This is a genomic window from Micromonospora sp. NPDC049201, from assembly GCF_055586805.1.
Genome location: NZ_JBVJHM010000009.1, coordinates 88,646 through 109,972 on the forward strand (window position 1 = coordinate 88,646; position 21,327 = coordinate 109,972).

20 protein-coding genes and 1 tRNA gene are annotated in these 21,327 nt (G+C 72.3%); 11 read left to right on the forward strand and 10 right to left on the reverse strand.

Annotated elements, in window-relative coordinates; all coding sequences use genetic code 11:
- Nucleotide 1: 1 nt before the first annotated feature.
- A complete protein-coding gene (locus tag ACZ6O5_RS20555; protein ID WP_465979223.1) occupies nucleotides 2-586 on the reverse strand; it encodes a helix-turn-helix domain-containing protein in 585 nt (194 codons plus the stop codon).
- A gap of 79 nt (nucleotides 587-665) precedes the next feature.
- On the opposite strand from ACZ6O5_RS20555, the gene ACZ6O5_RS20560 reads away from it, so the two are divergent.
- Both ACZ6O5_RS20560 and ACZ6O5_RS20565 read left to right on the forward strand, forming a co-directional pair.
- Nucleotides 666-1,646, forward strand: a complete 981-nt coding sequence (locus ACZ6O5_RS20560; protein ID WP_465979225.1) for an NAD(P)/FAD-dependent oxidoreductase — start codon at nucleotides 666-668, stop codon at nucleotides 1,644-1,646.
- Between the two features lie 54 nt (nucleotides 1,647-1,700).
- Entirely contained in the window at nucleotides 1,701-3,548 is a 1,848-nt protein-coding gene (locus tag ACZ6O5_RS20565; RefSeq protein ID WP_465979227.1) for a glycoside hydrolase family 15 protein, read from the forward strand.
- Nucleotides 3,549-3,554: 6 nt separating this feature from the next.
- Here ACZ6O5_RS20565 and ACZ6O5_RS20570 read toward each other — a convergent pair whose 3' ends face one another.
- Nucleotides 3,555-3,890, reverse strand: coding sequence for a glyoxalase superfamily protein (locus ACZ6O5_RS20570; protein ID WP_465979229.1), 336 nt, complete (start codon nucleotides 3,888-3,890; stop codon nucleotides 3,555-3,557).
- A 58-nt stretch (nucleotides 3,891-3,948) separates the two neighbouring features.
- Between ACZ6O5_RS20570 and ACZ6O5_RS20575 the strand changes: the two genes are divergently transcribed.
- From ACZ6O5_RS20575 to ACZ6O5_RS20585, 3 genes are all read left to right on the forward strand, one after another.
- Entirely contained in the window at nucleotides 3,949-4,428 is a 480-nt protein-coding gene (locus ACZ6O5_RS20575; protein ID WP_465979231.1) for a hypothetical protein, read from the forward strand.
- A 104-nt stretch (nucleotides 4,429-4,532) separates the two neighbouring features.
- A complete protein-coding gene (locus ACZ6O5_RS20580; RefSeq protein ID WP_465979233.1) occupies nucleotides 4,533-4,931 on the forward strand; it encodes an NUDIX domain-containing protein in 399 nt (132 codons plus the stop codon).
- 101 nt (nucleotides 4,932-5,032) lie between these two features.
- Entirely contained in the window at nucleotides 5,033-5,155 is a 123-nt protein-coding gene (locus ACZ6O5_RS20585) for a hypothetical protein (RefSeq protein WP_465979235.1), read from the forward strand.
- A gap of 12 nt (nucleotides 5,156-5,167) precedes the next feature.
- On the opposite strand, the gene ACZ6O5_RS20590 is transcribed toward ACZ6O5_RS20585, so the two are convergent.
- The 5 genes from ACZ6O5_RS20590 to ACZ6O5_RS20610 all read right to left on the reverse strand — a co-directional run bounded on the left by ACZ6O5_RS20590 (nucleotide 5,168) and on the right by ACZ6O5_RS20610 (nucleotide 9,507).
- Nucleotides 5,168-5,242, reverse strand: a tRNA-Val gene (locus tag ACZ6O5_RS20590).
- 78 nt (nucleotides 5,243-5,320) lie between these two features.
- Entirely contained in the window at nucleotides 5,321-5,788 is a 468-nt protein-coding gene (locus ACZ6O5_RS20595; protein ID WP_465979237.1) for a peroxiredoxin, read from the reverse strand.
- Nucleotides 5,789-5,796: 8 nt separating this feature from the next.
- Entirely contained in the window at nucleotides 5,797-6,234 is a 438-nt protein-coding gene (locus tag ACZ6O5_RS20600) for a DUF3052 domain-containing protein (RefSeq protein ID WP_465979239.1), read from the reverse strand.
- 111 nt (nucleotides 6,235-6,345) lie between these two features.
- Entirely contained in the window at nucleotides 6,346-8,973 is a 2,628-nt protein-coding gene (locus ACZ6O5_RS20605) for a transketolase C-terminal domain-containing protein (protein ID WP_465979241.1), read from the reverse strand.
- A gap of 51 nt (nucleotides 8,974-9,024) precedes the next feature.
- Nucleotides 9,025-9,507 (reverse strand): MarR family winged helix-turn-helix transcriptional regulator, encoded by a 483-nt coding sequence (locus ACZ6O5_RS20610; RefSeq protein ID WP_465979243.1) that lies wholly within the window; start codon nucleotides 9,505-9,507, stop codon nucleotides 9,025-9,027.
- A gap of 187 nt (nucleotides 9,508-9,694) precedes the next feature.
- On the opposite strand from ACZ6O5_RS20610, the gene ACZ6O5_RS20615 reads away from it, so the two are divergent.
- A complete protein-coding gene (locus ACZ6O5_RS20615; protein WP_465979245.1) occupies nucleotides 9,695-11,338 on the forward strand; it encodes an alkaline phosphatase D family protein in 1,644 nt (547 codons plus the stop codon).
- Between the two features lie 112 nt (nucleotides 11,339-11,450).
- On the opposite strand, the gene ACZ6O5_RS20620 is transcribed toward ACZ6O5_RS20615, so the two are convergent.
- Entirely contained in the window at nucleotides 11,451-11,855 is a 405-nt protein-coding gene (locus ACZ6O5_RS20620; RefSeq protein ID WP_465979247.1) for a YjbQ family protein, read from the reverse strand.
- A gap of 186 nt (nucleotides 11,856-12,041) precedes the next feature.
- On the opposite strand from ACZ6O5_RS20620, the gene aceE reads away from it, so the two are divergent.
- Nucleotides 12,042-14,786, forward strand: a complete 2,745-nt coding sequence (gene aceE / locus ACZ6O5_RS20625) for a pyruvate dehydrogenase (acetyl-transferring), homodimeric type (RefSeq protein WP_465979249.1) — start codon at nucleotides 12,042-12,044, stop codon at nucleotides 14,784-14,786.
- A gap of 160 nt (nucleotides 14,787-14,946) precedes the next feature.
- Here aceE and ACZ6O5_RS20630 read toward each other — a convergent pair whose 3' ends face one another.
- Nucleotides 14,947-15,393, reverse strand: a complete 447-nt coding sequence (locus tag ACZ6O5_RS20630; protein ID WP_465979251.1) for an SRPBCC family protein — start codon at nucleotides 15,391-15,393, stop codon at nucleotides 14,947-14,949.
- Nucleotides 15,394-15,597: 204 nt separating this feature from the next.
- Here ACZ6O5_RS20630 and ACZ6O5_RS20635 point away from each other — a divergent pair, with 204 nt between their 5' ends.
- From ACZ6O5_RS20635 to gltX, 3 genes are read left to right on the forward strand one after another with little or no spacing between them, the layout of a single operon-like run.
- Nucleotides 15,598-16,911, forward strand: coding sequence for a GH1 family beta-glucosidase (locus ACZ6O5_RS20635; RefSeq protein WP_465979253.1), 1,314 nt, complete (start codon nucleotides 15,598-15,600; stop codon nucleotides 16,909-16,911).
- Nucleotides 16,908-18,185, forward strand: coding sequence for an MFS transporter (locus ACZ6O5_RS20640; RefSeq protein ID WP_465979255.1), 1,278 nt, complete (start codon nucleotides 16,908-16,910; stop codon nucleotides 18,183-18,185). Before ACZ6O5_RS20635 ends, ACZ6O5_RS20640 begins: the two co-directional genes overlap by 4 nt.
- Nucleotides 18,186-18,234: 49 nt before the next feature.
- Entirely contained in the window at nucleotides 18,235-19,644 is a 1,410-nt protein-coding gene (gltX, locus tag ACZ6O5_RS20645; protein ID WP_465979257.1) for a glutamate--tRNA ligase, read from the forward strand.
- A 229-nt stretch (nucleotides 19,645-19,873) separates the two neighbouring features.
- On the opposite strand, the gene ACZ6O5_RS20650 is transcribed toward gltX, so the two are convergent.
- Nucleotides 19,874-20,476: a copper resistance CopC family protein gene (locus ACZ6O5_RS20650; RefSeq protein ID WP_465979259.1), complete on the reverse strand. Its 603-nt coding sequence runs from the start codon at nucleotides 20,474-20,476 to the stop codon at nucleotides 19,874-19,876.
- Nucleotides 20,477-20,666: 190 nt separating this feature from the next.
- On the opposite strand from ACZ6O5_RS20650, the gene ACZ6O5_RS20655 reads away from it, so the two are divergent.
- A complete protein-coding gene (locus ACZ6O5_RS20655; protein ID WP_465979261.1) occupies nucleotides 20,667-21,326 on the forward strand; it encodes a hypothetical protein in 660 nt (219 codons plus the stop codon).
- The last annotated feature ends 1 nt before the right edge of the window (nucleotide 21,327 follow it).

Below are 21,327 nucleotides of genomic sequence, written 5' to 3' on the forward strand. Positions count from 1 at the left end.
ATCACTCCCGACCGCGGGGGCGGGCCCGCAGGTGGGCCCGCTCGCCCTGGCTGCCGAAGAGGCTGAGGAACTCCACGCCGTCGGCGTCGGCGCGGCCGAACCAGTGCGGTACGCGGGTGTCGAACTCGGCCGCCTCGCCGGGGACGAGCACCAGGTCGTGCTCGCCGAGCACCAGGCGCAGCCGCCCGTTGAGCACGTAGACCCACTCGTACCCCTCGTGGGTCTTCGGGTCGGGCTCGGCCCGGCCGCCGGCCGGAATGATCAGCTTGTACGCCTGGATGCCGCCCGGCCGCCGGGTGAGCGGCAGCATGGTCATCCCGTGCGCGGCGACCGGCCGCAGGTGGATCCGCGGGTCGCCGGTGGGTGGCGCGCCGACCAGTTCGTCCAGGGCGACGCCGTACGCCTTGGCCAGCGGGAGCAGCAGCTCCAGCGTGGGCCGCCGGCCGCCGGACTCCAGTCGGGACAGCGTGCTCACCGAGATGCCGGTCGTGGCGGAGAGGTCGGCGAGCGTGGTCTCCCGCTCGCGGCGCAGCGCGCGCAGGCGGGGGCCGACCGCGTCGAGCGCCTGGTCGAGGTCGTCATCCATCCCGCCAGTTTGCCACGATGGCAACAAGGTTTGCTTCCGCGCCCGGGGTCGTCGCACGCTGGGCGCGGAGGTGGTCACGATGACCGAGGTACGGCAGGACGGCTACGAGGTGGTGGTGATCGGCGGCGGCGCGGCCGGTCTGAGCGGCGCGCTGATGCTGGCCCGGGCACGCCGGTCGGTGCTGGTGGTCGACGGGGGCAGTCCGCGCAACGCGCCGGCCGACGGGGTGCATGCGCTACTGGGCCTCGACGGCGTGCCGCCGGCCGAGCTGCTGGCACGCGGGCGCGACGAGGTCCGCCGATACGGCGGTCACCTGCTCACCGGCGAGGTCGAGGCGGTGACCCGCGACGGCGAGGGGTTCGACGTGGTGCTGGCCGACGGTCGCCGGGTGCGGGCCGGCCAGGTGCTGGTGGCCACCGGCCTGGTCGACGAGCTGCCGGCGGTGGCCGGGTTGCGCGAGCGCTGGGGCCGGGACCTGGTGCACTGCCCGTACTGCCACGGGTGGGAGGTGCGCGACCGGCCGATCGGGGTGATCGGCAGCGGCCCGCTGTCCGTGCACCAGGCGCTGCTGTTCCGGCAGTGGAGCGACGACGTGGTCTATCTCCGCCACACCGCGCCGTCGCTCACCGACGAGCAGGCGGAGCAGCTCGCCGCACGCGGCGTGCCGGTGGTCGAGGGCGAGGTCGCGGCCGTCGAGGTGGTCGGGGACCGGTTGACCGGGGTACGCCTGCGCGACGGCCGCACGGTCAGCCGGGAGGTGCTGACCGTCGCGCCCCGGATGGTGGCGCGGGCCGGGTTCCTGGCGACGCTGGGGCTGCGCGTGGCGCCGCACGAGAGCGGTTCGGGCGAGTACGTGCCCGCCGACCCGGCGGGGCGTACCGGGGTTCCCGGGGTGTGGGTGGCGGGGAACGTGACCGACCTGTCCGCGCAGGTCGGAGCGGCGGCGGCGGCCGGCGCCCGGACAGCCGCGATGATCAACGCGGATCTGGTGGCCGCGGAGACACGCGCGGCGGTCGAGGCGTGCCGGCGGGCGACTGGCCGCGAAACGGCCCTAACCTGACAATTCTTCCCCTAGGTTGGAATGCGCGGGAGGCAGTCGAGACCGGGGGGCGACGTGGAGAGCTATCCGGCGATCGAGGATCACGGGCTCATCGGCGACCTACAGACCGCCGCGCTGGTGACCTGCAACGGGACGATCGACTGGTTCTGCGCGCCGCGCTTCGACTCGCCGAGCATCTTCGCCGCGCTGCTGGACCGGCAGAAGGGCGGCTACTTCCGGATCGCCCCGCACGACGTCCGGTACGTCACCAAGCAGCTCTACCTGCCCGGCACACCGATCCTGATCACGCGGTTCATCAGCGCGGACGGCGTCGCCGAGGTGATGGACTTCATGCCCGTAACCGGCGAACGGGCCACCGACGCCCACCGCCTGGTCCGCATGGTGAACATGGTCCGGGGCAGCATGCGCTTCCGGGTCGAGTGCCGGCCCCGGTTCGACTACGCCCGGCAGAAGCACCGGCTCGAACGCCACCGGAACGGGTACGTCTTCCGCAGCCCGTCGGCGTCGCTCACGTTCAACCCGGTCGACCCGGTGCGCCAGCTGATCTCCCAGAGCGGCGACCTCCACCTGGACGACGACGACCTGGTCGCGCACGGCACGTTGAACGAGGGCGACACCGGCGGGGTGGTGCTGGAGACGGGCGGCGCGGAACCGCGGATCATCTCCCCGGAAGAGGTCCAGGGGATGTTCGAGTGGACCCGCGACTACTGGCGGCGCTGGGTCGAGCGGTCCCGCTACACCGGCCGCTGGCGGGAGATGGTCGAACGGTCCGCCATCACGCTCAAGCTCATGACGTACGCGCCGACCGGCGCGATGATCGCCGCGCCCACCGCCGCGCTGCCCGAGCTGGTCGGCGGCACCCGCAACTGGGACTACCGCTACACCTGGGTACGCGACACGTCGTTCTCCGTGCACGCGCTGCTCGGCCTCGGGTTCACCGAGGAGGTCAGCCGCTACATGGACTGGCTGGACGAGCGGATCCGCGAGGCCGGCGACCACCAGGACCCACTGAAGATCATGTATCGCGTGGACGGCTCCTCCGACCTGCACGAGGAGGTGCTCGACCACCTGGAGGGCTACCGCGGCTCCAGCCCGGTGCGGATCGGAAACGGCGCCGCCGACCAGCTCCAGCTCGACATCCACGGCGAGGCGCTCTACGCCATGCACCTCGCCGACGAGCAGGGCATCCGGGTGTCGCACCAGGTCTGGAAGAGCACCGTCCGGCTCGTCGACTGGCTCTGCCACAACTGGGACCAGCGTGACGCCGGCATCTGGGAGAGCCGCCACCACCCCCGCAACTACACGTTCGGGCGGGTGATGTCCTGGGTGGCGCTGGACCGGGCCATCCGGCTGGCCACCCGCACCGGCCGCCCCGGGGACATGTCCTGCTGGACCGAGCAGCGCAACCGGATCTACAACCAGGTCATGACCCGCGGTTACCACCGGGAACGCGGCAGCTTCGTGCAGGCGTACGACGAGAACGTGCTGGACGCCGCGCTGCTGGCCATGCCGGCGGTCGGCTTCATCACGCCCAGCGACCCGCTCTGGAAGTCCACGCTGGCGTCGATCGAACGGGACCTGGTCTCCGACAGCCTGGTCCACCGGTACGACCCGGAGCACTCCCCCGACGGCCTCCCCGGCCACGAGGGCACGTTCAACATGTGCACGTTCTGGTACGTCGAAGCGCTGGCCCGTACCGGCCGACTGGACGACGCGAGACTCACGTTCGAGAAGATGTTCACGTTCAGCAACCACCTCGGCCTGTACGCCGAGGAGATCGCCGCGACCGGTGAGCAGATCGGCAACTACCCGCAGGCGTTCAGCCACCTCTCCCTGATCAACTCGGCGCTGGCGCTGAACGACCTGCTCGACGCCGAGGCGGACGCCCGCCGCCGCCAGTAGGAGGGCTCACGCCGGCACGGTGCCGACCCGGATCCGGTTGCCGTCCGGGTCGGTGACCACGAAGTCCCGCCCCCAGTCCTGGCTGCCGACCTCGACCCCGCCGCACGCCGCCGCCAGCGCGTCCACGTCGTCGACGTAGAGGTAGACCAGCGTCCCGGGCCGGGCGTCGCCGGCGTGCTCGGACAGGTGGATCTCCATGCCGGGTCGGGCGATGCTGACGTAGCACGGCAGGTCGGGCGCGAACCGGTGCTCCCACTGCCGGGCGAACCCGAGGCGGGCGTACCAGGCCACGGCGGCGTCGGCGTCACGAACCCGCAGCACGGGTGCCAGTCGTTCGGTCATCCGAGCATTGTGCCCCCCGGGTGTGTCGATCAGCGCCGATGTGGGCACCAGAGCCCGGGTGGCGCAGGAACGGGGGCCCGGCGCGGAGCCGGTGGTGTTGTTCGCATCGCGGTGGTGGCCGGCGGTGCTCGTACCGCTCGGGTTGCTCGCCCTGACGATCGCGATCGGTCTCCGGTTACGCACCGCTTCGCTGGTTGCGCACACCGGGCTGACGGCTGCCACCGTCGTCGCGGCGTGGCGCCAACGCGACGGCGCGTTGCTCGCCGACGACACCGGGTTGCTGATCCGGCACCGGGGACGCGTCACCCGCAGCTATCGCTGGGCGGAGATCCGGGAGGCGGGGGTGGCCCGACCCGGCTTCGGCCGGATCGCGCTCGCCGTGTTCCCGGAGGGCGGCCCGTGGGACGTGCCGGGGCCAAACAGCGCGGCCCTGGTCGGGCGCGTCTGGCAGTGGCGCCGGCCCGACCAGTCGGCCAGGGAGCGGGTGGAGGCGGTGCTGCGTTCCCACGGCGTCCGCATCACCGACCCACTCCCCTGACGAGGATGGCATGCGGTTACTCCGCGTAATGTCCGACAAGGTCAGGTAATACCTTTCCCCGCTCCCACCCGCCGACGTCGCACCCCCGTGTTCCAATCCCGGTCATGCATGTCGTCGTCATCGGGGCGCTCGTAAAGAACGGCGCGGTGCTGCTGGTGCACCGCAGCCCGACCCGCCGGGCCTACCCGGATCTCTGGGATCTTCCCGGCGGGCATGTCGAGGCGGGTGAGTCGGAGCGACAGGCCCTCGCGCGGGAGATGCACGAGGAGATCGGTGTCCACATCGTGGCGGAGTCCTCGTCACGCCTGGGCGACCTGCACCTCGACAGCGGCGAGGATGCCGTTCACGTGGCCGTCTGGCACGTCGGGGACTGGGTCGGCGCTCCGACCAACTGTGCGCCCGACGAGCATGACGACATCGCCTGGGTGGCGATCGGCGAACTGGGTGGCCTACCCCTCGTGCACGGCGGCGTGGTGGGGCTGGTCCGGGCGCTCTCCCACTGAGCCACACGCCCGGAACGCCGGCGCGGACCACGCCGTCGACGGTGGACGTCTGCGCGGACCGGCCGCCCTCGTCGACCGCGACCGGTGCGGGTGTGCCCGGTGTGGCCAGGTTCTCGGCCGCCTACGCCCGCTGGGTCGCGCCCGGCCACGACGCTCCGCTGACCGACCTGATCGCCGAGGTGGCCGCCGAACTGCGCGCGATCACGTCGGCGCGGGGCGGTTGACCTGCTGATGAGTGGTGGGCGCGGCAGGTTTCGAACCTGCGACCCCTCGCTTGTAAGGCGAGTGCTCTCCCACTGAGCTACGCGCCCGGAACGCCCGTACGGCGGGCCGGAGCGGCAAGCTTACCTGCCGCCTCCGGCCCGGTCGAACGACGTGCTCGGGGTGGCTCAGGCGGCGACGGCCTCGGCCAGCGCCTTGCGCCAACCCTGCTGGTCGCGCGCCTCGCCGGGCATGTTCATCTCGGCGAAGCGGACCACGCCGGCCTTGTCGATGACGAAGGTGCCCCGGTTGGCGATGCCGGCGACCTCGTTGAAGACGCCGTACGCCTGGGCCACCGCGCCGTGCGGCCAGAAGTCGGCCAGCAGCGGGAACTGGTAGCCCTCCCGGTCGGCCCAGATCTTGTGGGCGTAGACCGAGTCGACGCTGACGGTCAACACCTGGACGTCGTCGTTGACGTACTCGTTGAGGTTGTCCCGCACCTCGCACAGCTCACCCTGGCAGATGCCGGTGAAGGCGAGCGGGTAGAAGACCAGCAGCACGGTCTTGCGACCGCGCAGGTCGGAGAGTCGGACCTCCTGGTTGTTCTGGTCCTTGAGCAGGAAATCCGGCGCCTCGGCGCCAACCTGGATGGGCATGTGTGCTCCTACTTCTTGCTCTTGGACCCGCGCCGGAGCACGAGGCGGGCGCCGCTCCAGTCGCGGCCCGCGTTGATGGTGGAGGTCTGCTGGAGCCCGGCGGTCTGGGCGCTCTCCGCGACCTCGCTCGGCTCGACGTGGCCCTCCCGGCCGGCCTTGGGCGTCAGGAGCCACACCACGCCATTGTCCGCCAGCGGGCCGAGGGCGTCGACGAGGAGCTCGAAGAGGTCACCGTCGCCGTCCCGGTGCCAGACCAGAACCGCGTCGACCACCTCGTCGGTGTCCTCGTCGACCAGTTCTCCACAGCGGTCGGTCAGGGCGTCCCGGAGATCGGAGTCGACGTCGTCGTCGTAGCCCATCTCCATGACGACCATGCCCGGCTCGATCCCGAACCGGTCCGCCAGGCTGCGTACCCCGTCGGCGGCCTGACCAGCGGTCGCGCTCACTGTCGCGTGCCTCCTCGTCTCATCCCTGCCGGCGGCGTCGTGCGACACCGCCGCGCCCAGTCCACACAGTTGCGGCTCGCTGCGCAAGTGGCGCACCGGGTGGAACGGAATTTACCGTGCCAGCAGCGTACGGGCACCCTCGGTAATGGCTTCCTCGGACACCAGAACCTGATGAGCAGCCGGACCTAATGGTACAAACGAGTCAAGAGCGGCCACCCGTCGCGCCGCGCCCACATAACCGGTGTCGACAAGCGTCGCCACCACCCCCTCGCCCACCCCGCCGGAGCGCCGCGTCTCGTCCACCACCAGCACTCGGCCGGTCGCCGACGCCTCCCGGATGATGTCGGCCACCGGCAGCGGGGCGAGCCAGCGCAGGTCCACCACCCGGGTACCGACGCCCTCCTCGGCCAGCGTGGCCGCGGCCCGCAGCGACATCCGCACCCCGTTACCGAAGGTGATGATAGTGAGATCGTCGGAGGAGCCGATGCCGTACACCCGGGCGCGGCCGATCGGCACGTGCCGGTCCGCCCAGGCGCCCGGCTCGGCGTACTCGGCCAGCCACTCGCCGTCGCCATCCGCGTGGAGGTCGCGGGTGTGGTAGAGCGCGATCGGCTCCAGGAAGACGCAGACGGCACCGTCCACCCGGGCCGCCGCCAGACAGGTACGCAGCATCGGCGCGGCGTCGTCCGGCCGGGCCGGCACGGCGATCACCAGCCCCGGCACGTCCCGCAGCACCGCCACCGAGTTGTCGTTGTGGAAGTGACCGCCGAAGCCCTCCTGGTACGCCAGGCCGGCCACCCGCACCACCATCGGGTTCCGGAACGCACCCCGGGAGAAGAACCGCATGCTGGCCGCCTCGCCGCGGAGCTGGTCCTCGGCGTTGTGCAGGTACGCCAGGTACTGGATCTCCGGCACCGGCAGCATGCCGGCCAGGCCGGCGCCGAGCCCGAGCCCGAGGATCGAGGTCTCGTCGAGCAGCGTGTCGAACACCCGGGCCACCCCGAACCGGTCCCGCAGTCCCTTGGTCACCCCGTACACCCCGCCCTTGGCGGCCACGTCCTCGCCGAACACGGCCATCTGCGGGTGGTCGAGCATGCCGTCGGCAAGCGCCGCGTTGATGCTCTGCGCCAGCGTCAGCGGCCCGGTCAGCTCCGGCGGCTTCCCGCCGAACGCCTCCGCCCGCGCCCCGGCGCCCGGCCCGGCCGCGTGTGCCGCCGCGTCGGCGACCGTCCGGGACACCCGCACCGGCCGGCGCGGCGCCAGCTCCGCCACCACCTCGACCGGGGTGGCCAGTTTCGGCTCGTCCAGCACCTCCTCGGCGATCCGCCGGAGCTGCCAGCCCCGCTCGTCGTACCGGGCGAGCAGCTCCTCGCCGCTCGCGTAGCCGCCCGCCACCAGCCGTCGCGCGGTGACCAACAGCGGGTCCCGCGCCACGTCCGCGGCGATCTCCGCCGGGCTCCGGTACGCGGTCTCCGCGTCCGCGCCGGCATGCCCCATCAACCGGACCGTGCGCAGGTGCAGCACGGCGGGCCGGCGGTGCCGGCGCACCCAGGCGGTCGCCTCCGCCGCCACCCGGTGGCTCGCCACCACGTCCGTGCCGTCGGCGTCGAAGTAGCGGATGCCGGGCCGGGAGCGCAGCATGGCGGCCACCCAGCCCTCGGGCGAGCGCACGCTGATGCCCAGCCCGTTGTCCTCGCAGACGAACAGCACCGGGATCCGCAGGCCGGTGTGGTCGTACCAGCCTGCGGTGTTGAACGCGGCGGTGGCCGTGGCGTGGTTGACCGAGGCGTCGCCGAAGGAGCAGACCACCACGGCGTCCAGCGGCCAGGCCGCCACCTCCGGGTCGCCGTCGACGCGCCGTCCGCCCCGCCGGAGCCGTTCCAGGGCCAGCCCCAGGCCGACCGCGCGGGGCAGGTGCGAGGCGATGGTCGAGGTGGTCGGCACGACCGCGAGGTCGGCCCGGCCGAAGACCTTGTGCCGGCCACCGGCGATCGGCTCCTCGGCGGAGGCGACCATGCCGCGCAGCACGTCCCGCGCCGCGCCCGCGAACGCGTCGTCGAGCGACGGCGACGGCAGACCGGGTACGCCGACCGTCGCGTCGCCGTCCGCGTCCACGGTCACCCCGGCCCCGTCCGGCAGCAGCACCGCGTCGACGTCGCCGGAGTCCGCCGGCCCGGCCGGCCCGGCCGCGCCGCTGGCGGGGTCACCCGGAGCGGGATCCTGGTGGGAGACGGCCCCGGTGGGGTCGCTGCCGGCCGGGCATGCGCTCCCGGCCCTCGCGTCGCTCGGTGCGGTCGCCCATGCGCTGTCGGGCCGGGATCCGTCCGGGTCCCGCGAATCGGAATCCTGCTCCCGGCCGGCGGGCACGGGTGGCGCGTCGGGTGGGAACTCGCCGGCCGCCTGGGCGGCGCGCAGGCAGTAGAACGCGCCGGACCGGTAGTGCAGCAGCGCCGGGTCGGTCGGCCGCAGCGCGGCGGCCACCGCCGCGTTGCCCTCGTGCCCGGCCGAACCGATCGTGTAGTACCCCTCACCGAAGCCGCGCAGCCAGCGCCCGGCCAGGTCCACCAGCCGGCTGGTGAGCTGCGCGTCGAACAGGGCCAGCGCCTGCGCCCCGGTGAGCGACCCACCGTCGGGCAGCGGTTCACGCAGGTCACGCCGCTGGTCCGGCGCGTCGAGCGCGGCCAGGTCGGCTCGGAGCCGGTCGTCGAGATCGTGCGGGGAGGTCACGTCGGACAGCATTACCGACTCGGGCCCGCCTCGCCCAGTCGGACACGTTCCGCCCGGCGCTGCTCAGACCTCGCCGCGCTCCTCCGGGCAGCCACCGTCGGACACCTTCCAGACCAGGTCACGCAGCGTGGCCAGCTCTACCGTGCTCAACCCGTCGAGCAGCCGTGAGTCCGACATCACCTGGCGTACCCGCTCCCGGACCTGCCGGCCCCGCGCGGTGACGACGAGCGCCCGCTGCCGCCGGTCGGTCGGGTCGGCCCGGCGCTCGACCAGCCCGGCCTGCTCCAGCTTGTCGGCCAGCCCGGTCACGTTGGAGCGGTCGCAGCCGAGTCGCACGGCCAGGTCGCGGGCCGGCGACGGGTGGTCCGGGTCCAGCTCGTGCAGCGCCCGGGCCGCGGCCGGGGTCAGGCCCAGCGCGGCGATCTCCTCGTCCTGGTGGTGCCGCAGCGCGGCGGCGACGTGCTGGATCCGGCGCACGGTGTCCCCGGCCAGCCCGAGCCGGTCGTCGGCCGGGGACGGCGTGCGGGGGACCGGGCGGTGCGTCATGCCGACAATCATACGTGACATATCAATAATTGACTTCCTCCACTATTGCGCCGACTGCTGGGCTGACGTCACCACCTTTCATCCGCCGACCGCTGTTCGGCGGAAAGCGCCCCTGCCCGTCACCTGACGGCCATCGACGATCGCCAGGCTGCCCGGAGTCGACGAACCGGACTCCGGGGAGGAAACCGTGGCACTGTCCCGACGTACCATCCTGCTCAGCGGCGCGGCGCTCGGCGCCGCCGGCGCGGCAGCCGGCCTGCCGGTCGCGGCGGCCGCGTCACCCGGCCCGCTGCGCCGCGACCCGTTCACGCTCGGGGTGGCCTCCGGCGACCCCGACCACGACGGGGTCGTGTTGTGGACGCGGCTCGCGCCGGAGCCGCTGGCCGAGGACGGCCTGGGCGGCATGCCGTCCCGGGTGGTGCCGGTGTCCTGGGAGGTGGCCGCCGACGAACGGTTCCGGCACGTGGTGCGCCGAGGGGTACGGCTGGCCCGGCCGGAGTCGGCGCACAGCGTGCACGTCGAACTGGACGGTCTGCTCCCCGGCCGGGAGTACTTCTACCGGTTCCGGGTCGAGCGCTGGCTCTCCCCGGTCGGCCGCACCCGCACCGCGCCGCCGCCCTGGCTGCTGCCGTCCGCGCTGGCCATGGGCTTCGTCTCCTGCTCACAGTACGAGCACGGCTACTTCACCGCGTACCGGCGGCTGGCCGAGACCGAGCCGGAGCTGATCCTGCATCTCGGCGACTACCAGTACGAGTACGCCAGGGACACGTACACGGTGCCGGGCGGCAACCCGCGCGACCACGAGGGTCCGGAGACCCGGACGCTCGCCAACTACCGGCAGCGGCACGCCCAGTACAAGACCGACACCGACCTCCAGACGGCGCACGCGGTCGCGCCCTGGGTGGTGGTCTTCGACGACCACGAGGTGGAGAACAACTGGGCCGACGAGGTGCCCGAGGCCCCGGACCCGGACTTCCTCGCCCGGCGGGCGGCGGCGTTCCAGGCGTACTACGAGAACATGCCGCTGCGCCGCACCTCGATCCCGCGCGGCATCGACATGCAGCTCTACCGGCGGGTGCGCTGGGGTCGGCTGGCCACGTTCCACATGCTCGACACCCGGCAGTACCGGGACGACCAGGCGTGCGGTGACGGCTACCGGGACTGCGCGGACGCGTCCGACCCGGCCCGGTCGATCACCGGCGCCGCGCAGGAGGCGTGGCTGCTGGACGGCTTCCGGCGCTCGGACGCCCGGTGGGACCTCCTCGGCCAGCAGGTCTTCTTCGCCCAGCGGGACAACAACGCCGGGCCGCTCACGGTCACCAGCATGGACGCCTGGGACGGGTACGTCGCCTCGCGGGACCGGATCACCCGGGGCTGGGTGGCCGCCGGGGTGCGCAACCCGGTCGTGCTCACCGGCGACGTGCACGCGCACTGGGCCAGCGACCTGAAGCTGGACTACGCGGACCCGACGTCGCGCACCGTCGGCAGTGAGCTGGTCTGCTCCTCGATCACCTCGACCGGGGACGGCGCGGACTCGCCGACCGGGTCGCACCCGTGGCTGGCGTTCAACCCGCACCTGCGCTTCCAGAACAACCTGCGCGGCTACGTGCGCACCACCATCACGCCGAAGGAGCTGACCGCGAACTTCGACGTGCTGCCGTACGTGAGCCGGCCGGACGCGCCGGCGTTCACCCGGGCCACGTTCGTGATCGAGGACCGGGTGCCCGGCCTGAACCTGACGTACGACCGCCCGCCCGCCGCCGCACGAACCACCGCACCCGAGACGGACCAGGGCCGCCAGACCATAGAGACGGAAACCACCCGCCCCTAACCCGCCTCCCCTCCCCCTCCCCCCGCCCTCCTGGGCGCTGATTCACGGAAGGAGCGGCTGTTCCGCGTCGGATGGCCACTCTTTCCGTGAATCGGGGGCCGCTCGGTGTGGGTCAGGCGGGGAGGAAGGAGAAGCGGATCTGGCGGTCCGGGTTGTCGCCGTTCGGGTCGACCAGGCAGATCGACTGCCAGGTGCCGAGCTGGAGCCGCCCGCCGAGCACCGGCAGCGTCGCGTACGGCGGCACGAACGCCGGCAGCACGTGATCGCGGCCGTGTCCGGGTGAGCCGTGCCGGTGCCGCCACCGGTCGTCGGTGGGCAGCAGGTCGTCGAGCGCGCGGAGCAGATCGTCGTCCGACCCGGCGCCGGTCTCGATGATCGCCAACCCGGCGGTGGCGTGCGGCACGAAGACGTGCAGCAGCCCGTCGCCGGACCCGGCGACGAACCGTTCGGCCTCGGCCGTGATGTCCCGGACGGTCGGCCGGGACCCGGTCCGGACGCTGATCACCTCACTACGCATACGGCGCATTCTGCCGCAGCGGCTCGCTCTCTCGCCCGGCCGGCCGGCACGTCCGTGATCGCACAAAGTTACCGGCGGGTACCTGTGTTCAGCATCGCGTCTGGGGGAGCCGGAGGTGACGACGAGCGCCACGAGGGGGCAGGATGGCGCTAGAGACCTATCCCACACAGAACCGAGGGAACGCCTGTGGCTACGGAACGCAAGCGCCCGGTGATCACCGCTGGTCTGCCGAGCCAGCTTCCGGACATCGACCCTGAAGAGACCAGCGAATGGGTCGAGTCACTCGACGGTGTCATCGACGAGCGCGGAACCAAGCGCGCCCGGTACGTCATGCTGCGCCTGCTGGAGCGGGCCCGCGAGCGCCAGGTCGGGGTGCCGTCGCTGACCACCACCGACTACATCAACACCATTCCGCCGGAGCGGGAACCGTGGTTCCCCGGTGACGAGCACATCGAGCGACGGCTGCGGGCGTACATCAGGTGGAACGCCGCCATGCTGGTGCACCGGGCCCAGCGCCCGGAGATCGGCGTGGGCGGTCACATCTCCACGTTCGCCAGCTCGGCGTCGCTCTACGAGGTGGGCTTCAACCACTTCTTCCGTGGCAAGGAGCACCCGGGCGGCGGCGACCAGATCTACTACCAGGGTCACGCCTCCCCCGGCATGTACGCGCGGGCGTTCCTGGAGGGCCGGCTGAGCGCCGACCAGCTAGACGGCTTCCGGCAGGAGCTGTCGCACCGCGCCGGCTCACTGCCCTCGTACCCGCACCCGCGGTTGATGCCGGACTTCTGGGAGTTCCCCACCGTCTCCATGGGTCTCGGCCCGCTGAACGCCATCTACCAGGCGCGGTTCAACCGCTACCTGCAGCACCGGGGCATCAAGGACACCTCCCAGCAGCACGTCTGGGCGTTCCTGGGCGACGGCGAGATGGACGAGGTCGAGTCGCTCGGCGCGATCGGCGTGGCCGCGCGCGAGGAGCTTGACAACCTCACCTTCGTGATCAACTGCAACCTCCAGCGCCTGGACGGTCCGGTCCGCGGCAACGGCAAGGTCATGCAGGAACTGGAGGCGTTCTTCCGGGGCGCCGGCTGGAACGTGATCAAGGTGGTCTGGGGCCGGGAGTGGGACCCGCTGCTCGCGGCGGACACCGACGGCGCGCTGGTCAACCTGATGAACACCACGCCCGACGGTGACTACCAGACCTACAAGGCGGAGTCCGGGGCGTACGTCCGGGAGCACTTCTTCGGCCGCGACGCGCGGACCCGCAAGATGGTCGAGCACCTGAGCGACGACGAGATCTGGAACCTCAAGCGGGGTGGCCACGACTACCGCAAGCTCTACGCGGCCTACAAGGCGGCGATGGAGCACACCGGCCAGCCGACGGTGATCCTCGCCAAGACCATCAAGGGCTGGACGCTGGGCTCGCACTTCGAGGGCCGTAACGCCACGCACCAGATGAAGAAGCTGACGCTCGACGACCTGAAGCTGTTCCGCGACCGGCTCTACCTCGACATTCCGGACAAGCAGCTGGAGGAGAACCCCTACCTCCCGCCGTACTACACGCCGGACGAGAAGTCGGACGAGATGGAGTACCTGCGGGAGCGGCGTCGCCAGCTCGGCGGCTTCCTCCCGTCGCGTACCACCGAGCGCAGGACGCTGGCGATCCCGGGCAGCGAACGGTTCGCCGACGTCAAGCGCGGGTCGGGCAAGCAGAAGGTGGCCACCACGATGGCCTTCGTCCGCCTGCTCAAGGACGTGATGAAGGACAAGGAGTTCGGCAAGCGCTGGGTGCCGATCATCCCGGACGAGGCCCGCACGTTCGGCATGGACTCGCTCTTCCCGACCCAGAAGATCTACTCGCCGCACGGCCAGCGCTACACCTCGGTCGACCGGGAGCTGTTCCTGTCGTACAAGGAGTCGACGACCGGGCAGATCCTGCACGAGGGGATCAACGAGGCCGGTTCGGTCGCCTCGTTCACCGCCGCCGGCACGTCGTACGCCACGCACGGCGAGCCGATGATCCCGATGTACATCTTCTACTCGATGTTCGGCTTCCAGCGCACCGGCGACGGGTTCTGGGCGGCGGCCGACCAGATGGCCCGGGGTTTCGTGCTCGGCGCGACCGCCGGCCGGACCACGCTCAACGGTGAGGGTCTCCAGCACGAGGACGGGCACTCGCTGCTGCTCGCCGCCACCAACCCGGCGGTGGTCGCGTACGACGCGGCGTTCGCGTTCGAGCTGGCGCACATCCTGGAGAACGGCCTGCACCGGATGTACGGCGAGGCGCAGGAGAACGTCTTCTACTACCTCACCGTCTACAACGAGCCGATCTTCCAGCCGGCCGAGCCAAAGGGCGTGGACACCGAGGGCATCGTCAGGGGCATCTACCGCTACTCGCCGGCGCCGCAGGTGGGCGCGGACGCGCCGAAGGCGAACGTGCTGGCCTCCGGCACCGGCATGCAGTGGGCGCTCAAGGCCCAGCAACTGCTCGCCGAGGACTGGGGCGTGGCCGCCGACGTGTGGTCGGTGACGTCCTGGACCGAGCTGCGCCGCGACGCGGTGGAGTGCGAGGAGCACAACCTGCTCAACCCGGGTGAGGAGCAGCGGGTGCCGTACATCCAGCGCAAGCTGGCCGACGCCGAGGGCCCGAAGGTCGCGGTCAGCGACTGGATGCGCGCGGTACCGGACCTGATCGCGCGCTGGGTACCGGGCGACTACACCTCGCTCGGCACCGACGGCTTTGGCATGTCGGACACCCGGCACGCGTTGCGTCGCCACTTCCACGTGGACGCCGAGTCGGTCGCGGTCGCCACGCTGCGGCAGCTCGCGCTGCGGGGCGCGGTCCCGGCCCACGTGCCGGCCGACGCCGCCCGCAAGTACGCGCTGGACGACGTGAACGCCGCCCCGGTCGGCGAGACCGGCGGCGACAGCTAGACGTGAAAGGAAGGGCCCCCGCCTAACGCCTCCGGCAGAGAAGGGGCCCCTTCTCACCGCCGACGGCGTGCGAGCGGCGTGCGAGCACGACGATGGTCCGGCGTCCCTGGTTGGGATGCCGGACCATCGTCGTTGCGGGCGACGCCGGGACTGGACCCGGTCAGCCGACGGCGGCCAGGTCGGTCAGCCGGGCCAGCGAGTCCTCCAGGTCGGCGCCCACCCGGCGCAGGCCGAGCCGCAGCAGCGCGGCCTTGACCGGCCCGGCGGGCCACCGGACGACGATGAGCCGGACCATGGTCCCGCCGGCGTCCTCGTCCTCGGTGAGCTGGACGTAGATCTCGGTACGCGCCTCGGCCCGGGCGCCGGCGCCCTTGGCCCGTTCGCGCCAGCCGATCAGCGTCGGCTCCTGATAGGCGATCACTTCGGCCTCGTGCGCGGCGCCGCGTCCGGCCTGGACGAGCTGCCGCCGACCGAACCCCTCCCCGGAGAGGACCTCGGCCGCACGGACCCCCGCCAGCCAGGCCGGCAGCTGCTCGGCGCGCTGCACGACGTCCCAGACCACTTCCACCGGCGCCGCCACGTGTGCGCTGCGTTCCACGAGGATCATGAGCGTCTTTCCCCCACTTAAAACTACATCCGCGATATTCGGCACTCTATGTGTAAATCGGACTTAAATGGACGGGATTGGCGAAGACACGCCGAAACGCCCCTGGCGTCACCAGCCGTCCCGGCCTATGGCGTGGCGTTCTCCCGAGCCCTAGAGTCGCGAACACGCTTCACGTATTGGGAGGGCGAATTGACGACCGCGCCGATGCCCGACTTCCCCGCCAGCTTCCGCTGGGGGGTGTCCACCTCCGCGTACCAGATCGAGGGCGCGACCACGGTCGACGGCCGGGGACCGTCCATCTGGGACACGTTCGCCCACGAGCCGGGCCGGATCGTCGACGGCAGCACCGGTGACGAGGCGTGCGACCACTACCACCGGCACGCCGAGGACACCGCGCTGCTGGCCGGGCTGGGCGTGTCCGCGTACCGGTTCTCGGTCGCCTGGCCCCGCGTCCAGCCCACCGGCGCCGGCCCGGCGCACGCGGCCGGGCTGGACTTCTACGACCGGCTGGTGGACGGCCTGCTCGCCGCCGGCGTCGACCCGGTCGCCACGCTCTTCCACTGGGACCTGCCGCAGGCGCTGGAGGACGCGGGTGGCTGGCTGAACCGGGACACCGCCGCCCGCTTCGCCGAGTACGCCGACCTGACCGCGGCCCGCCTCGGCGACCGGGTGAAACTCTGGATCACGCTCAACGAGCCGTTCATCCACATGAGCCTCGGGCACGGCATCGGCACCCACGCGCCCGGCCGGATGCTGCTCTTCGACGCCTTCCCGGCGGCCCACCACCAGCTCCTCGGGCACGGCCTGGCGGTGGCCGCGCTGCGCGCCCGCACCGCGAGCCCGGTGGCGATCGCCAACAACTACTCGCCGGTGCGGCAGGTCGGGGACACCGACGCCGACCGGGCCGCCGCGCAGGCGTACGACGCGCTGCACAACCGGCTCTTCACCGACCCGCTGCTCGGCCGCGGCTACCCCGACGCGCCCGGCCTCGACCCGGCCGTGGTCCACGACGGCGACCTGGACGTGCTGGCCGCCCCGATCGACGTGCTCGGCGTGAACTACTACAACCCGACCGGCATCCGGGCGCCCGAGGAGGGCTCGCCGCTGCCGTTCGAGATGGTGCCGCTGGACGGGTACCCGCGCACCGCGTTCGACTGGCCGGTGGCCCCGGACGGGCTGCGCGAGCTGCTGCTCCAGCTCCACGACCGGTACGGCGACGCGTTGCCGCCGGTCCAGGTCACCGAGAGCGGCTGCGCGTACGACGACGTGCCGGACGCACAGGGCCGGGTGGACGACCCGGAACGGATCGCGTACCTGGACGGGCACGTGCGCGCGGTGCACGAGGCGATCACCGCCGGGGTGCCGGTGACCGGGTACTTCGTCTGGTCGCTGCTGGACAACTGGGAGTGGGCCGAGGGGTTCACCAAGCGGTTCGGGCTGGTGCACGTCGACTACCCCACGCAGCGGCGTACCCCGAAGTCGTCGTACGCCTGGTTCCGGGACCTGGTCCGGCGATGACCACCGTGAACCCGACGCCGGCCTCGCTGCCGGCGGCGCTCGCCGAGCCGACCGTGCCGGTCCGGCGGAGCTGGATCGCGCTGATCTTCGCCGCCAACCTGGGCGTCTGGATGGCGTTCTTCACGCCGATCCAGGTGCTGCTGCCGCAGCAGGTGGAACGCATCGCGCCGGGCGACAAGGAGGCCATGCTGGCGGTGGTCACCGGCCTCGGCGCGCTCGCCGCGGTGCTGGCCAACCCGCTGGCCGGGGCGCTGTCGGACCGTACCTCGCTGCGGTTGGCCAACCGGCACTTCGGCCGCCGGCACGTCTGGACCGCGACCGGCGCGGTGGTCGGCGCGGCCTTCCTGGTGCTGCTGGCCCGGCAGGACAGCATCGCCGGCGTGGCGGTGGCCTGGGTGGCCGCGCAGGTCTGTTTCAACGCCATGCTGGCCAGCCTCACCGCCGCGATCCCGGACCGGGTGCCGGTGGCGCAGCGCGGCGGCGTCTCCGGCTGGGTGGGCATCCCGCAGGCGCTGGGCCTGGTGCTCGGCGCGGTGCTGGTCACCGCCGTGGTCACCGGCAACGCCGCCGGGTACGCGGCGATCGCGCTCGCGGTGCTGCTGCTGTCGCTGCCGTTCGCGCTGCTCACCCAGGACGACCCACTGCCCCGGGAGCACCGGTCGCCGTTGCGGGCGCGCGCCCTGCTCGCCTCGATGTGGATCAGCCCGCGTCGCCACCCCGACTTCGCCTGGGCCTGGTTCACCCGGTTCCTGGTGCAGTTGGGCAACGCGCTCGGCACGCTCTACCTGCTCTACTTCCTCACCGACGGGGTACGGGTGGCCGACCCCGAGGGCTCGCTGCTGGTGCTGATCCTGCTCTACACGGTGGGCATGATGCTCACCGCCGTGGTGGCCGGGCGGCTCTCCGACCGCTCCGGCCGGCGCAAGGTCTTCGTGATCGTGTCCGGGCTGATCATGGCGGTGGCGGCGACGTTGCTCGCGGTGGCGCCGGTCTGGTCGATGGCGATCGTCGCCGCGCTGCTGCTCGGCGCCGGTTACGGCGTCTACCTGGCGGTGGACGCCGCGTTGATCACCCAGGTGCTGCCGGCCGCCACCGACCGGGCCAAGGACCTCGGAGTGATCAACATTGCCAACTCCGCGCCGCAGGTGCTGGGGCCGGCGGTCTCCGCCCCGATCGTGGTGCACCTGGGCGGCTACCCGACGCTCTACGCGGTGACCGCCGCCGTCACGCTGCTCGGCAGCGCGCTCGTCGTGAAGATCAGGGCGGTGCCCTGACCGGGCCCCCTGCCGGAAAGCGGTCGCGGCCCGCCGTAGGCTGGGGGACGTGACGGTACGTGTACGCTTCGCCCCCTCCCCGACCGGAATGTTCCACGTCGGCGGCGCCCGCTCGGCGTTGCAGAACTGGATCTTCGCCAAGCAGCAGGGCGGGGTGTTCGTGCTCCGCGTCGAGGACACCGACGCGGCCCGCAACCGGCCCGAGTGGACCGAGGGCATCCTCTCCGCGCTCGACTGGATCGGCATCACCCGCGGCAGCTACGAGGGCCCCTACTTCCAGTCCTCGTACGCGGGCGAGCACCGCGCCGCCGCGCAGCGGCTGCACGAGGCCGGTCGGGCGTACTACTGCGACTGCACCCGCGACGACGTGCAGGCGCGTACCGGCTCGCAGCACCGGGGCTACGACGGCTTCTGCCGCGACCGGGGCCTGTCCGCCGGCGAGGGCCGGGCGCTGCGCTTCCGCACCCCGGACGAGGGCGAGACCGTGGTGGTCGACCTGATCCGGGGCGAGCCGACGTTCGAGAACAAGCTGATCGAGGACTTCGTCATCGCCCGGGGCGACGGCTCGCCGGTCTTCCTGCTGGCCAACGTGGTCGACGACATGACCATGGGGATCACCCACGTGATCCGGGCCGAGGAGCACCTGCCGAACACCCCGAAGCAGCAGCTGCTCTGGGACGCGCTCGGCGTCAAGCCGCCGGTCTGGGCGCACGTGCCGGTGGTGGTCAACGAGAAGCGGCAGAAGCTGTCCAAGCGGCGGGACAAGGTCGCCCTGGAGGCGTACCGGGACGAGGGCTACCTCGCCGACGCGATGCGTAACTACCTGATGCTGCTCGGCTGGGCGCCGTCGGGTGACCGGGAGATCGTGCCCTGGTCGGTGATCGAGGACGAGTTCCGGCTCGACGAGGTCAACCCCTCTCCGGCCTTCTTCGACGAGAAGAAGCTGCGCGCCTTCAACGGGGAGTACATCCGGGCCCTGCCGGTGGCGGAGTTCGTCGCCGCGTGCCAGCCGTGGCTCACCGGCACCGACACGATCGCCCCGCCGCCGTGGCAGCCGGCCGAGTTCGACCCGGCCGCGTTCGCCGCGGTGGCCCCGCTGGCGCAGACCCGGATCGCGGTGCTCAGCGAGATCGTGCCGAACGTCGACTTCCTCTTCCTGGCCGACCCGCTGATCGACGAGGCGGCCTGGGCGAAGGCGATGAAGGAGGGCGCCGCCGAACTGCTGGACGCCGCGATCGCCGCGTTCGACACGCTGGAGAGCTGGGACGCCGAGTCGCTGAAGGCCACGCTGGAGGCGGTCGGCGCCCAGCGCGGGCTGAAGCTGGGCAAGGCGCAGGCGCCGGTCCGGGTGGCGGTCACCGGCCGCACCGTCGGGCTGCCGCTGTTCGAGTCGCTCGAGGTGCTCGGCCGTGACCGTACGCTGGCCCGGCTGCGCGCCGCCCGGGTACGCCTGGTCTGAGCCCGCGGGTGACGCCCGGGCGTGTCGTCCGGGCGTGTCGCGCGCCGGAAACGTTGCCCTTTCGGGCGTCATGCCTCCTGGTCATATTTATGACCAGGAGGCATGACGAGACGCGGTAGAGGTCCCTCCCGTCCCGTCACGCACGGTGACCGGGCGAGCGGACGCCCGCCGCGGATCCGGCCTGCCGTCGAGTGCCCCGGCCCGACCTGCCGTCGAGTGCCCGGCCCGGTCAGCCGCGGGCGGCGCGGCGACGCAGCAGCAGGCCCCCGCCCAACGCGGCCAGCACCACGACCGCGCCGGCCGCCCAGAGCCAACCCGTACCCCCGTCGTCGTCCCCGGCGGCGGCTGCGGGCGTCGGGCTCGCCGGCGACGGCGCGGCGCTCGTGGGCGGCGGCGCGGTCGTCGGTGCGGTGCTGGTGGGCGTCGACGGCGTCTCGGCCGGGGTGCCGGTGGTCAGCGTGAACCGGATCTCCCCCTTGATCGGATGCCCGTCGTCGGACGCGAGCTGGTAGGCCACGATGTAGAGCCCGGCCGCGGCGGGCTTGAACGGCACGCTCACCCGCTTCCCGGAGAAGGTCGGCGGTCCGCCCGCGGCGACCACGTTGTCCGGCCCGGTGACGGTGACCGTCGTGCCGGCCTCCTTCGGTGTGGCCAGGAACCGCAGTTCGATGCGCTTCGGCGCGGCGGCCACGCGGGCCCCGTTGGCCGGGGCGCTGCCGGTCAACGAGTTGTGTGCGGCGGCCGGCGCGGCCGGCAACAGCAGCGACACCCCCGCCGCCAGCCCGAGCACCGCCAGCCAGGTACGTGTCGTACGGGCAACCCTGCCCCCCATGAGCCCCTCCGTCCGGGTAGGATCCGGCCGCTGATCTTCGACCGTTCATTGGTCGGTCTCAGCTCGCAGATAGTTCCAAATACTCTTCCACCTACTGCAACCACGCGACGTTCTGCGGAGTCTTTTGGGTGGGCGGGTCCAGTGTGACCCGCAGCGGAAGCCAGCCATCGAACGGGGCGAGGAGGCGGCGATGGTCCGGAAGGTGAGGCGGCTGCTGACCGTCGTGGCCGGGGCGGCGGTGCTGGCGTGCACGCTGGCCCTCACCGGCACGACGGCGGCCCAGGCCGCGCCGAAGCCGAAGCTCGCCCCCGCCGGGGTGGACATCACCGGCGACCAGCTCGACCAGCCGTTGCAGTTGCGGGCCGACACCAAACCCGCCGAGGTCACCATGATCGTCGACCAGGTCAAGTGGCTGGGGACGACCGGTCAGCTCCGCGGGCCGGCGGCCAAGGACCTCGGTCCGAAGTACACGGTGGTGGTGCTCGCCGCCGGCAGCCCGCAGCACACCTACGACCTGTTCCCGCTGGCCAAGGGCGGCCCCCGGGTCTACCGGCCGGCCAAGCAGCCCGACCTGAGCCACCCCCGGGCCGGCTGGTTCTTCGGGCGCCTCAACATGTCCGAGACGCTGCGTGCCGTCGGGGTGCCGCTGGCGCCCCGGTTCGACACGCTCTCCGGCGGCATCGGCGGCGGCGACCGCGTCCTGCCGGAGGAGGCGCTCGACCCGGCGGGGGGCCTCGACACCGCGCTCGGCGAGTTGCAGCGGCTGCTGCTGCTCAACATCGGCGTGGTGCTGGTCATCACCGTCGGGCTGGCCGGCATCGCGCTCCTGGTGCGCCGCCGCACCCGCTGAG

What these genes read in the sequence shown, in the direction of transcription:
- ACZ6O5_RS20595 (WP_465979237.1), bottom strand. Translation starts at nt 5,788, where the DNA reads ATGCCCATCCAGGTTGGCGCCGAGGCGCCGGATTTCCTGCTCAAGGAC.
- ACZ6O5_RS20650 (WP_465979259.1), bottom strand. Translation starts at nt 20,476, where the DNA reads ATGGGGGGCAGGGTTGCCCGTACGACACGTACCTGGCTGGCGGTGCTC.
- ACZ6O5_RS20605 (WP_465979241.1), bottom strand. Translation starts at nt 8,973, where the DNA reads ATGCTGTCCGACGTGACCTCCCCGCACGATCTCGACGACCGGCTCCGA.
- ACZ6O5_RS20555 (WP_465979223.1), bottom strand. Translation starts at nt 586, where the DNA reads ATGGATGACGACCTCGACCAGGCGCTCGACGCGGTCGGCCCCCGCCTG.
- ACZ6O5_RS20630 (WP_465979251.1), bottom strand. Translation starts at nt 15,393, where the DNA reads ATGATCCTCGTGGAACGCAGCGCACACGTGGCGGCGCCGGTGGAAGTG.
- ACZ6O5_RS20580 (WP_465979233.1), top strand. Translation starts at nt 4,533, where the DNA reads ATGCATGTCGTCGTCATCGGGGCGCTCGTAAAGAACGGCGCGGTGCTG.
- ACZ6O5_RS20655 (WP_465979261.1), top strand. Translation starts at nt 20,667, where the DNA reads ATGGTCCGGAAGGTGAGGCGGCTGCTGACCGTCGTGGCCGGGGCGGCG.
- ACZ6O5_RS20560 (WP_465979225.1), top strand. Translation starts at nt 666, where the DNA reads ATGACCGAGGTACGGCAGGACGGCTACGAGGTGGTGGTGATCGGCGGC.
- ACZ6O5_RS20640 (WP_465979255.1), top strand. Translation starts at nt 16,908, where the DNA reads ATGACCACCGTGAACCCGACGCCGGCCTCGCTGCCGGCGGCGCTCGCC.
- ACZ6O5_RS20610 (WP_465979243.1), bottom strand. Translation starts at nt 9,507, where the DNA reads ATGACGCACCGCCCGGTCCCCCGCACGCCGTCCCCGGCCGACGACCGG.
- ACZ6O5_RS20635 (WP_465979253.1), top strand. Translation starts at nt 15,598, where the DNA reads ATGCCCGACTTCCCCGCCAGCTTCCGCTGGGGGGTGTCCACCTCCGCG.
- ACZ6O5_RS20620 (WP_465979247.1), bottom strand. Translation starts at nt 11,855, where the DNA reads ATGCGTAGTGAGGTGATCAGCGTCCGGACCGGGTCCCGGCCGACCGTC.
- ACZ6O5_RS20570 (WP_465979229.1), bottom strand. Translation starts at nt 3,890, where the DNA reads ATGACCGAACGACTGGCACCCGTGCTGCGGGTTCGTGACGCCGACGCC.